The sequence below is a fragment of the uncultured Pluralibacter sp. genome (assembly GCF_913775985.1).
Classification (GTDB): Bacteria; Pseudomonadota; Gammaproteobacteria; order Enterobacterales; family Enterobacteriaceae; genus Pluralibacter.
Genome location: NZ_CAJYMB010000068.1, coordinates 1 through 12,307, shown reverse-complemented (window position 1 = coordinate 12,307; position 12,307 = coordinate 1). Strand labels below are relative to the sequence as shown.

The following is a 12,307-nucleotide window of genomic DNA, read 5'->3' as shown; positions in this document are numbered from 1 at the left end:
GTCACGTCAACCTTTGCATCACCTTTAATAACGGCGAGGCGCTGGTTGTCGATAGCAAATGTCATTTCGCATTCAATATCGCTGTCCACACTGACCACAGACTCGGCGACGCGCTCGGCCTGATCGCGGGTATAAATACCTTGATAATCGAGGCGTTTTTGAGCGGTGCGAACCGGATCAAGAGTCAGGGGTAATTTTACCTTTTGCATAGGGCGCGCATATTAACTTTGTAACGTCATAGAGTCAAAGAAAAAGGCACCCGCGGGCGCCTTTTGCCATTTATTCGCACACATTGCGGCCAGTAGTTTAAAATGACGCGATTCGGATCACCAGAGCCAGGTAAAAAAATTATGCCGCAACTGATTCTTGCATCAACGTCCCGCTACCGCCGCGAGCTGCTGAAAAAGCTGGAAGTGCCTTTTACGTGCGCCGCACCCAACGTTGACGAACTGCCCCTGCCCGGCGAAACGCCGCGCCAGCTGGTATTACGACTCGCCCAGGCCAAAGCGCAGGCGCTGGCCCACGACTATCCCCGGCATTTGATCATCGGTTCCGACCAGGTGTGCGTGCTCGACGGTAAAATTACCGGCAAACCCCACACAGAGGAAAACGCCCGCGCCCAGCTGCGCCAGGCCAGTGGTCACATAGTCACCTTTTATACCGGTCTGGCGCTCTACAACAGCGCCAGCGGCCACATCCAGACCGAATGCGAGCCGTTTGACGTTCACTTTCGCCGCTTAACGGATGAAGAGATTGCCCGCTACGTTCAGAAAGAGCAGCCGCTCAACTGCGCGGGAAGTTTTATGAGTGAGGGGCTGGGGATTACGCTATTCGAAAAGCTGGACGGGCGCGATCCGAATACGCTGATCGGACTGCCGCTGATTGCACTGTGTAAAATGCTGCGCCATGAAGCGTTAAACCCATTGTTAAGTTAACGCTTCTGTCAGCAGGATTTTACAAAAGCCGCTTAGTCATCGAACACTGCATAACGATACCAAGCGGCTAAACATATTCTATTATATTGATTTAAAAGAAAACACTCGTTATTTAACAAAGATAAATAAGTTTATGCATCCTCTGTAAAAGCATGACATAACCCTGGGAAATTATCCTTCTCCGCCAGCTAATTTATGTGCATCAGCAATCCCCGCCCTTAAAGCCGCCTTCCTGCGCAAAAAAGAACTACCTGATATTATTGCAAATTACATTCATACGTTCAAAACCTTAAACCACACACTTATTGTTACAATAGATCACAAAATCTCACTTATTTCGTTACGAAAAATATATTCAGATCTCATTTTAGCCTTCCGGAAACACTTACCCTTACCGCGCTAATTATTTAACTGGTAAGGAAATACCGTGAATAAAACTTTCAACATTTTAACTAAATGCGCGGCGGCCGCTGCTTTAATAGGCGCCACCTCTTCAGGCGCTTATGCCGAGATTACCCTGATTAAACAGGATCCTACGGCGGGCGATCCGCTCAGCCGCCTTAATTTCACGGTCGGAGGGAGTATTCGTCCTCAGGCCCTGAACCTGAGCGGCAAAGGCGATAAAGGCTCTTACAAGCGTAACGGCTATGACGGCGGGACGCGTTTTCGCTTCACCAGTGATTATTATCTGTTCGATGACATTAGCTGGTTAAGCTACTACGAGCTGGGTGTGGATTTCCCCCGCGTCTTCAAGTGGGACCACCACTATCAAAAAGGCACCACGCACACCACCCGCCGTATGCTCTATACCGGATTGAAAAGTGATACCTGGGGCACCCTCACCTTTGGTAAACAGAACAGCGTTTACTACGATGTTGTCGGTGTTAAAACGGATATCTGGGATTACGATATGCTAGGTCAGGCGCCCGGAAACGGTATTAACGGCGACTACGATGGTTCATACATGTCCAGAAACATGCTCAAGTATAAAGAGAGCATCGGCAACACCGATCTGTATGCCGCCTATCTGTTTGATGACAATCTGAACCTAAATAACGGCCTCCACTACAAACGCCACGGCGGCGGTTCGCTGGGTGTTGATTATCACTTCTCTAAAGACTTTACCTGGGGCGCCGCGTGGAACTACACCCGGGCTCAAATGCGCGTTAATAACAGCAATCAAGAGAAAAACTATAACCAGAATATCGTGGGTACCGCACTTAGCTGGACGCCGGATCAGTGGACTTTCTCGGTCGGCGGCGGCTGGTATCAGAACTATTTACAGACCATGCGCAAGCACGCCGATATCCATAAATATTTTGCCGACGACGCGTGGGGTATTGAATATTTCGCCGGATACACCATCCCTGTTCAGAGCTTCGCCGTACAGGCCGTTGAGCCCTACTTTATGGGAGACCGCCTTGAGTACCTTAATGGGCGCAACTACAAGCGTATCGACAACGGCGTGGGCGTTAACGTGAAGCTGGATTACGGCTTCTCGGTGCAGTATGAACACGTCTTTACGTCCAGCACCGATCACCAGGGTGATGCCAACCTGGTCCGCGTAGTGTACGACTTCTGATTATTAAGGCAGGGAACTGCGGCAGGCCGGGAGCCTGCCGCGGGATATTATTTCGCTGCGTTGTTGCGTAGCGTCTTCAGGCAGTTTTTCAGCCCGTTATCCATCGGCGCTTCAATGCGCAGCGTCTCGCCGGTGCCGGGATGGGTAAACTTCAGCGCGGCGGCGTGCAGGAATAAGCGGTTCAGCCCGGTGCCTGCCAGCTGGCGGTCGAACTCGCGGTCGCCGTAGCGATCGTCAAACGCAATCGGATGCCCTGCGTGCAGCGTATGGACGCGGATTTGGTGGGTGCGTCCGGTAACGGGGCTGCAGCGCACCAGCGTCGCGAAAGTAAAGCGCTCTTCGACTTTAAAGCGGGTTTCCGAGGGTTTGCCCTCCTGATTGACCCGTACGATGCGTTCGCCGCTCTGCAGAATATTTTTCAAAAGCGGAGCCTGTACCACCTTCATGTGCGACTGCCACTGGCCGCGCACCAGCGCCAGATAATCCTTCTGCATGCCCTTTTCGCGCAGCTGCTCGTGCAGCGAGCGCAGCGCAGAACGTTTTTTCGCCACCAGCAGTACGCCTGAAGTATCGCGATCGAGGCGGTGCACCAGCTCGAGAAAGCGTGCTTCGGGGCGCAGCGCGCGCAGCCCTTCAATGACGCCAAAGCTCAGCCCGCTGCCGCCGTGAACCGCCGTACCGGAAGGCTTATTCAGCACGAGGATATGATCGTCTTCATAAAGGATGCAGTCGCTCAGCGCCGCCACTTTATTCAGGTGCGGCGAAACCGCCTCTTCTTCACGCTCCGCCACGCGCACCGGCGGGACGCGCACCTCATCGCCCGCTTCCAGCTTATATTCCGGCTTGACGCGCTTCTTATTAACCCGCACTTCGCCTTTGCGCAGGATGCGGTAAATCATACTTTTCGGCACGCCCTTAAGCTGGGTGCGCAAAAAGTTATCGATTCGCTGCCCCGCTTCATCATCGGCGATGGCAATCATTTTTACGGTGGGTGTTTCAGTTTTCATGGGGGGCGATTCTAATGAGGCGGCGGGATTCGCGCCACTCCTTTTTCTGTGCCTATACTTTGTGAATAACCCGGCACCGTCACCTAAGCCAAACTGATTTGTTTGTTATTACAGCAATCGACTCAGTAAAGTGAAGAAACTGTGAGTAACCGGGTGATAAATGGTAAAAGTCATCTTGCTATCAGCGGTTTCGCAGGGAATAATGATTCGGTTTTCCGCATCTAACTTGTATGAATACGCCTGTTAGCGGAATGACCCATTTTGTCTGAACGATTATTTATGCAGCAATGGCGTAAGACATTTTTATCTTTCAGACAGTTAGCGGGCTGCGGGTTGCAGTCCTTACCGGTTAATACTCAGAACCTCAAGGAACAGACAGGCGGCGAACCTGGATCTCCAGGCGCTACTCCAGTATGTGACTGGAGTAAGCAGGTGAAACGCCCTGCACTTGAAAAAATGAGTACGGATGGAATCTTCTCTGGAGACTGATCCCAGGCTGTTCCCCCTGAATAATTGCGCTGTGTTTCCGGTTGAAACGCAGGCTACCGACACTCTGCGCCTCTTAAGCGACCGACAACCGTGAGGTTGGCGACGTGAACAGACACGAGGCCATCGGTTTACCCCGGCAAGGAAAACTCTGCCCGTAGCTTAGTCGTCAATGTAAGAATAATGAGTAAGTTACGATGAAAAGAATGTTAATCAACGCAACTCAGCAAGAAGAGCTGCGTGTCGCCCTTGTGGATGGGCAACGTCTGTACGATCTGGATATCGAAAGCCCAGGACACGAACAGAAAAAAGCGAACATCTACAAAGGCAAGATCACCCGCATTGAACCCAGCCTTGAAGCCGCATTCGTCGATTACGGTGCCGAGCGTCACGGTTTCCTCCCTCTCAAAGAAATTGCCCGCGAATACTTCCCTTCAAACTACAGCGCTCACGGTCGTCCGAATATTAAAGACGTGCTGCGCGAAGGTCAGGAAGTGATTGTCCAGATTGATAAAGAAGAGCGCGGCAACAAAGGTGCTGCGCTGACCACCTTTATCAGTCTTGCGGGCAGCTACCTGGTGCTGATGCCGAACAACCCGCGCGCGGGCGGTATCTCTCGCCGCATCGAAGGCGACGACCGCACTGAACTGAAAGAAGCGCTCTCCAGCCTCCAGCTGCCTGACGGCATGGGCCTCATCGTGCGCACCGCTGGCGTCGGCAAATCAGCCGAAGCCCTGCAGTGGGACCTGAGCTTTCGTCTTAAGCACTGGGAAGCCATTAAGAAAGCCGCTGAAAACCGTCCGGCGCCGTTCCTTATCCATCAGGAAAGTAACGTCATCGTGCGCGCCTTCCGCGATTATCTGCGCCAGGACATCGGCGAAATCCTTATCGACAACCCGAAAGTGCTTGAGCTGGCCCGCCAGCACATCGCCGCGCTGGGTCGTCCGGATTTCAGCAGCAAAATTAAGCTCTACACCGGTGAAATCCCGCTGTTCAGCCACTACCAGATTGAATCCCAGATTGAGTCCGCGTTCCAGCGCGAAGTGCGCCTGCCGTCCGGCGGCTCCATCGTTATTGACAGTACCGAAGCGCTGACCGCTATCGATATCAACTCCGCTCGCGCAACCCGCGGCGGCGATATCGAAGAGACAGCCTACAATACTAACCTGGAAGCGGCAGATGAGATCGCCCGCCAGCTGCGCCTGCGCGACCTCGGCGGCCTGATCGTTATCGACTTTATCGATATGACACCTGTTCGCCACCAGCGCGCGGTGGAAAACCGCCTGCGCGAGGCCGTGCGCCAGGATCGCGCCCGCATCCAGATTAGCCATATTTCACGCTTCGGCCTGCTGGAGATGTCCCGTCAGCGCCTGAGCCCGTCGCTCGGTGAGTCCAGCCACCACGTGTGCCCGCGCTGCAGCGGTACCGGTACCATTCGCGACAACGAATCGCTGGCCCTCTCCATTCTGCGGCTGATTGAAGAAGAAGCGCTGAAAGAGAACACCAAAGAAGTTCACGCCATTGTTCCGGTGCAGGTTGCTTCTTATCTGCTCAACGAAAAGCGTGCCGCTATCAGCGCTATCGAAGCCCGACAGGACGGCGTGCGCTGCATCGTGGTGCCGAACGACCAGATGGAAACGCCACACTACTCCGTACTGCGCGTGCGCAAAGGCGAAGAGACGCAAATTCTCAGCTACCTGCTGCCGAAACTGCATGAAGAAGAGATGGCGCTGCCTTCAGAAGACGAGCCTGCCGAGCGCAAGCGTCCGGAGCAGCCTGCTCTGGCAGCATTCGTGATGCCGGATGCGCCACCTGCCCCAGAGCCGGTAGCAGAAGCCGCCCCAGCCGCCGTGGCCAATAAGAGCACCACCCCGGCACCGGCCCAGGCCGCCGCTCCTGGCCTCATCTCCCGCCTGATCGGCGCCCTGAAGAAAATGTTCAGCGGCAGCGAAGAAGCGGTAGTCGAGCCTCAGCCGGTTGTGAAGGCAGAGGAAGAAAAAGTTGAGCGCCCGCAGGAGCGCCGCCGCCCTCGCCAGAATGGCCGCCGCGACCGCAACGATCGTAACGACCGCGGCGAACGCAATGACCGCAGCGATCGTAATGACCGCGGCGAACGCAATGAACGTAACGATCGCAGCGAGCGTAACGACCGTAATGAACGTCGCGACAGCCGTAGCGACAGCAGCGAAGGCCGCGAGGACAATCGCCGCAACCGCCGCGACAGAACGCAGCCTGCAAGTGAAGTCCGCGAAGCGCGCCAGCAGAACGTCGTAGACGACGCGGAGAAATCCGCCAGCCGCGACGAGCAGCAGCCGCGCCGCGAACGCAATCGCCGCCGCAACAGCGATGAACGCCGCCAGCCCCAGCAGGATCTGCAGGAGCAGAAAGCGCAGGTTCAGGAAGCGCAGCCGGCGGTAGCTAAAGTGGTCGATCAGGAAGAGCGTACTCAGGTTCAGACGCGCCGCAAGCCGCGCCAGCTGGATCAGAAGGTCCGCATCCTGTCCGTAGCCGAAATCGCCGAGGCCGCTCTCGCAGCCGAAGCCGCACAGGCCGCTGAGAAAGCGCAGGCGACTGAAGCCGCTGTTGAAGCGCCGGCACCGCGCACCGAACTGGCAAAAGTTGACCTGCCTGCAGTGGTTGATGCCCCTGCCGATCAGGAAGACAGTTCCGAAGGCCGCGATACCGCCGGTATGCCGCGCCGCTCGCGCCGTTCTCCGCGCCACCTGCGCGTCAGTGGCCAGCGCCGCCGCCGCTACCGTGACGAGCGCTACCCGACCCAGTCTCCGATGCCGGTTGAGTTTGCCTGTGCATCCCCGGAGATGGCGTCAGGAAAAGTATGGATCAGCTACCCGGTGACCCGCGTTCAGGACGACAGCATCGCTGATGAGCAGCGCGCCCCGGAAAGCAGCCAGACCGCAGCAGAGCAGGCCATTATCCTGCCGGCTGCCGTCGAAGCTGCAGAAGCGTCGCCGTCTGAAGCAGTGCACGCGCCAGCCGCCGATGCTGCTCCGGCAGAATCTGTTGCCGTCGAGGTACCGCAGCAGGCAGAAGCCGCCGTACAGCAGCCTGAGGTCGAAACCCGCCATCCGGAAGCGATCGCCGCGCCGGTTGACGACGCGCCGCAGATTGTTGCCGAGGCCGACCTTCCGGTCGCCGAAGCCACCGCAGAAGCCGCCGTCCCGGCTGAACCCGCTGCCGAACCTGCAGCCGCAGAGCCTGAAGCAGAGCCGGTTGTTGTTGAACCTGTCGCACAGGCTCCGGTGGTACACCCTGTTGTCGAGCCTGCCCCTGCAGCGCCGGAAGCTGCTGAGCCAGCACCGGTTACGACAGCAGCCGCAGCACCGGTAGAGAAAAAAGCCCAGGCCGCAGGCGGCCACGCCGATGCGCCGATGACCCGCGCGCCGGCGCCGGAATATGTTCCGGAAGCCCCGCGTGAAAGCGACTGGGTGCGCCCCGGCTTTGGCTTTGAAGGTAAAGGTACCGCGGGCGCCCACAGCGCCACTCACGTCGCTACTGCGGGCCCAACCCGCCCGCAGCCGATAGAGTAATCTGCAGTCCGCTGTACACACCCGCCGCCTTCACCCGAAGGCGGCTTTTTTATGCCTGTCATTTGCGGAGGCTTTCTTCCGCGCCCCTGATTCAACGCTTTTCGTCGGCGCTGCACTGCTGGAGATGTCCTTGCCACATCTGCTCCGCAGGCATTTCTGTCAGCGCATCGACCTGTTCACGGGTTACCCCCCGCGTTCACAGAAGCAACACTATTACCGATGTTTACCGCCCGGCAGGCGCTTTTTTGCATAAAAAAACGCGACGTCTTTCGACATCGCGCTTTGGGTTAAATCAGAACGCAGAACCGGGCTATTTATTCAGCTGAAACAGCGACATTCCCTGCATATCACTAAATGCCTTATAGGAGGCTTTCAGCGCGGCCTCCTGCATATAATAGTTCGAAATCGTGCTATTCCAGTCAACGTTGACCAGGGCGCTCATCTGCCGGGCCTGGCTGAGGTCGCGATCGCCGCCCTGCGCGTTAAGCGCGTCCAGCTCTTTCAGCTGGCTACCCGCCTCTGCACGCACCGTCAGGACGTTGTTCAGCGCGTTACGCAGCCCGCGGTTGGTCTTGTCTATCGCCGCACTGGCGGTCGCCTGCGCCGCGCTATCACCGGCAACCGGTACCTTAAGCGCGGCAATAGCGCTGTCGAGCATGTGGAACAGGTTGGTTTCCGACGCCGAGCCGTCCGGCTCTTTTACCACATTGCCGCTAATGGCATCGAAAACTACGCTCCCGGCGTGGCCCACCACCATCGTACGGGCGCTGTCAACCTGCTGCTCGACGTTGCTCGCGCCCCCCGTATACTCTCCGCTTGCACTGAATGGCGCTTTGTCGCTGCTGTAGCCGCCGAAGATATAGCGGCCGTTGCCGTCCTGCCCGTTGGCCAGATTATAAATCTGGTCGCGCAGTCCCTGCAGATCGGCGGCCAGAGAGGCCCGGTCATCATCGCTGAGGGTGCCGTTTCCGGCGTAAACTATCTTTTCCTGAGCGGACTGGATCGCCGAGGTAACCTGCCCGAGGCTGCTCTCCTCCTGGGAGATGCGCTGCTGAGCAAAGGTTCTCGCGGTAGTAAACTGGTCGTTCTGCGCCTGCGCCTGGGAGAGCACCACTGCCTGCGAGGCGGCAATGGGATCGTCTGAGGGGCTCCTGACCCGCAGGCCGGTGGACATCTGCTCGCCGTAGTCCAGCCAGAGGGATTGAGACTGGGTAATACCGCCCATGGTTTGCTGATACATCATTAGCGTACTGACGCGCATAATTTTTCCCTTAACGCAGATTGAGCAGCGTGTCGAAAAGCGTTGAGGCGGTACGCATCACCTGCGCGTTCGCCAGATAGTACTGCTGAAACAGCTGCAGGTTGCCGTACTCTTCGTCGAGGTTGATTCCGGAAATCGACTGCTGCTGCTTTGTCAGCTGGGTCACGACGCTGGCCTGGCTTTCGCTGCTGGCTTTCAGGGTAGCGGTTGTGTTTCCCACGCGGCTCACCAGCGAGGCATACGCATCGTTAAGGGTTTTGTTGCCGCCCACCAGCTTGCCGTTTTGCAGATCCAGCAGCGCCTGGCCGTTGCGGTTATCCCCTGCGCCGGTTTCCCCATTTTTACTGCCCATCGCAATGGCCGAACCGTCCTTCAGCGCAACCTGCATTCCGAGGATCGCATCGCTGACCGGCTTGATGACAAAACTGTCGCCGCTGCCAGCCTGACCGCCGACGCTCACGCTCAACCCGTCAAAGTTCAGGCTGCCGTCTTTCCCGACGCTGGCCTGCACCGGCGCGTTGTCCGGCAGACGTGCGACCTGCCAGCCCTTACCGTCAAAGGTCATTCGGTAGTTGCTGGCCTGCAGTTTGCTGCCGTCGGCCACCGTCGCGCTAAGGCGGGCGCCGCCGCTGTTTCCGGCATTAGCCTGCGTTGTCGGGCCGCCGATGGTAAAGAAGGCGCCGCCGCTCTGCCCGCTGCCGTCCACGCCCTGCGCATTCTGCTGGTTAAACGCCTGGGCCAGCGCCTGCGCCATCTGGTTAAGGCTATTGCGCGCCGAATCGAGGTCCTGCGTACGGAAAGTGAGCATGCCGCCGAGGCTGCCGGAAGCAATCTGCTCGTCGGGGATCGCCACCGCTTTCCCCGCGTCGTTAACCCAGGCTACCGCGTTGCGTGACGGATCGGCGCTGTCCGGCACTGCCGCCAACGCGCGGGCGCTGCTGCCCTGTACCAGGCTGTAACCGTTCGCCAGCGACACATTATAAATATTGCCGTCCTGGACGGTGACATCCACGCCGGCTATCTGATTGAGCTGGCTCACCAGCCGATCCCGCTGGTCGAGCAGATCATTCGGTGCAGTGCCACCGCCCGCCGCGCCGAGCCGCGAGATTTTATCATTCAGGTCGGCAATCTGCTGCGCGTAGCCATTGATCTGCGCCACGCTGGAGGCCACCGCGCCGTTGATCTGCTTATCCTGATCCCGCAGATAGCGATCGCTGGTGGAGAACTGGTTAACCAGCCCCTGCGCCTTGCCGAGCACCGACTGGCGGGCGGCGGGATCTTCGGGGTTGCTGACCAGCGTTTGCAGGCTGGAGAAAAAATCCTGCATTGAGGTTGAAATGGAGTTAGTCGTGCTGGCCAGCAGATCGTTGATTTTCGACATCTGCTGGAAGCGCGACGCCAGCCCGCTGCTCTGGTTTTGCGCAGCGTTGAGCTGGCTGCTGATGAAAGCATTGTACTCGCGCTGCACGCCAGTAACAGTAACGCCGTTACCCACCCAGCCGCTGCCGGTAAGCGTACTGTTGGACGCGGCCATCACCGTGGTCTGTCGGGTGTAGCCGGCAATATTGTAATTGGCGATATTATTGCTGACGGTATTCAGTGCCGCCTGAGCCGCGTTGAGCCCGCTCATGGCATTGTTCATCAGGCTGGACATGGTGTTTCCTGTGTTTTCAGAATCAAATCCCGTGAAAGATTATCGGCAGGCGCGGGAGATACTTGAGCCCTTTCAAAACAGCGCATCCAGATCCTGCCGGTAGGCGCGACTCACCTTTTCGCCCATCCCCTTCAGCTGCTCGATCATACTGGTGAGCTTGCGGGCGTAGTCGGGATCGGTGGCGTATCCGGCACGCTGTAGCGCCTGCGCGCCCTGCTCGGCCGTTGCCGCCGACGTCACCGCCGCGTAGCGCGGATTGCGCGTCAGCAGCGAGACATAGTCCGACAGCGCCTCGCGATAAGAGTCGTACACCCGGAAGCGGGCTTTCACCTTTTTCGCCGCGCCGTTCTCAAATTCGGTGGTGGTGATCTCCGTGACTTTCCCCTTCCAGTCGCCGGAAGCCTTAACCCCAAACAGGTTAAAACTCGGCTCGCCGTTTTCCAGGCGGATCTGCCGCTGGCCCCAGCCGGACTCCAGCGCCGCCTGGGCGAGGATCAGATGATGGGGGATGCCGCTCTCTTCGCTTGCCAGCTTCGCGGGCAGCGCCAGCCGGGCCAGAAAATCTTTGCTGTCTCCCGACAGCGGCGCCGACTCCCCCGGCTCGGGCGGGGTCGGCAGCGCCCGGCGCACCATTTGTGCCAGAGTACCGCTGCGATAGCTGGCCACCACGGCCGGGTCAAAGGTCATCGGCACCGCGCTATCCTGCGCAACCGGCACCTGTGCGCCGGCAAGCTGTTTTGCCATCGCGTCCGCCAGCCCCAGCCCTTTTCCGGCGGTAAGCTGCTGGGCTATCTGCTGATCGTACATGCTGGTGTACATCCGGGTCTGATCGCTGCTGAACAGGCCGTCCTTCGGCAGGGCGTCGCGCATGCTTTTCAGCATCATCTGCACGAACAGCCCCTCCACCTGCCGCGCGACCGCTCGCAGGTTGCCCTGCGGATCCTGCCCGGCTTTTAGCTTCAGCGCGTTGAGGGACTCCGCGTCCCAGGCGGCGCCCGCCATCAGGTTGCTGTCGCCGATCATCAGATGATTTCCACTTTCGCCCGCAGGCAGCCCGCGCTCCGCATCGCCTGCAGAATCGACATCAGCTCTATCGGCGTGGCCCCGAGCGCGTTGAGAGCGCGCACCACGTTATTGAGGCTGGCGCTGGCGCGCACGCTCTGCAGCGAGCCGCCGGTCTGGCGCAGGTCAATCTGGGTTTCCGGCGTCACCACCGTATTGCCGCCGCCGAACGGCGTGTCCGGCTGGTTCACCTGGTAGCTGCGGTTGACGGTGACGGAGAGGTTACCCTGGGCCACCGCGCAGGTGTCCAGCGTCACTTCCCGGTTCATCACCACCGAACCGGTGCGCGAATTGATAATCACTTTCGCGTCCTGCGGCGTCATGCTGACTTCCATATTCTGAATATCCGCCAGCATACGTACCTGATTGCTGCTGCCGGACGGGCCGCGGATTTGCACGGTGCGCGCGTCCAGCGCCGTCGCCATCCCGTAGCTGCCGCGGCGGTTAATGGTGTCGGCTATCTGCTGGGCCATGCCAAAATCATCATCATTAAGCTGCAGATTTATCACATTGCTGGCGCCAAACTGGCTCGGCAGCTCGCGCTCGATAGTGGCACCGCCGGTAATGCGTCCGCCGTTGAGCTGGTTAACCTGCTCGCTGCTGCCCCCGGCCGCCGCCCCGGCGCCGCCCACCAGAATATTACCCTGGGCCAGGGCGTACACCTGGCTGTCAACGCCTTTAAGCGGCGTCATCAACAGCGTGCCGCCGCGCAGGCTTTTAGCGTTGCCCAGCGACGAGACCACCACATCCACCGTCTGCCCCTGGCGGGAAA

8 protein-coding genes and 1 pseudogene are annotated in these 12,307 nt (G+C 58.5%); 3 read left to right on the top strand and 6 right to left on the bottom strand.

The annotated features are described in order from the left end of the window. A pseudogene (locus QZ766_RS07525) lies at nt 1–209 on the bottom strand (hypothetical protein); the annotation flags it as partial. 141 nt (nt 210–350) lie between these two features. Between QZ766_RS07525 and QZ766_RS07520 the strand changes: the two are divergent. Both QZ766_RS07520 and QZ766_RS07515 read left to right on the top strand, forming a co-directional pair. After that, entirely contained in the window at nt 351–935 is a 585-nt protein-coding gene (locus tag QZ766_RS07520; protein WP_297199617.1) for a nucleoside triphosphate pyrophosphatase, read from the top strand. Nucleotides 936–1,380: 445 nt separating this feature from the next. Then, on the top strand, nt 1,381–2,517 hold the full coding sequence (locus QZ766_RS07515) for an autotransporter domain-containing protein (protein WP_297199620.1): 1,137 nt from the start codon (nt 1,381–1,383) through the stop codon (nt 2,515–2,517). Nucleotides 2,518–2,564: 47 nt separating this feature from the next. Here the strand turns inward: QZ766_RS07515 and rluC are convergent, their stop codons facing one another. Further along, a complete protein-coding gene (gene rluC / locus QZ766_RS07510; RefSeq protein ID WP_297199614.1) occupies nt 2,565–3,524 on the bottom strand; it encodes a 23S rRNA pseudouridine(955/2504/2580) synthase RluC in 960 nt (319 codons plus the stop codon). A 683-nt stretch (nt 3,525–4,207) separates the two neighbouring features. Here rluC and rne point away from each other — a divergent pair. Then, a complete protein-coding gene (rne, locus tag QZ766_RS07505) occupies nt 4,208–7,558 on the top strand; it encodes a ribonuclease E (RefSeq protein WP_297199611.1) in 3,351 nt (1,116 codons plus the stop codon). A gap of 310 nt (nt 7,559–7,868) precedes the next feature. Here rne and flgL read toward each other — a convergent pair whose 3' ends face one another. From flgL to QZ766_RS07485, 4 genes are all read right to left on the bottom strand, one after another. After that, nucleotides 7,869–8,819: a flagellar hook-associated protein FlgL gene (gene flgL, locus QZ766_RS07500; RefSeq protein ID WP_297199609.1), complete on the bottom strand. Its 951-nt coding sequence runs from the start codon at nt 8,817–8,819 to the stop codon at nt 7,869–7,871. A 10-nt stretch (nt 8,820–8,829) separates the two neighbouring features. Then, the gene (gene flgK / locus QZ766_RS07495) at nt 8,830–10,473 is read right to left on the bottom strand and encodes a flagellar hook-associated protein FlgK (RefSeq protein ID WP_297199607.1); all 1,644 of its coding nucleotides are present in this window, start codon (nt 10,471–10,473) and stop codon (nt 8,830–8,832) included. 72 nt (nt 10,474–10,545) lie between these two features. Next, nucleotides 10,546–11,496, bottom strand: a complete 951-nt coding sequence (gene flgJ / locus QZ766_RS07490) for a flagellar assembly peptidoglycan hydrolase FlgJ (protein ID WP_297199605.1) — start codon at nt 11,494–11,496, stop codon at nt 10,546–10,548. After that, nucleotides 11,496–12,307: flagellar basal body P-ring protein FlgI (locus QZ766_RS07485; protein WP_297199604.1), on the bottom strand; the 812-nt coding region annotated here is incomplete at its 5' end. The genes flgJ and QZ766_RS07485, both read right to left, overlap by 1 nt.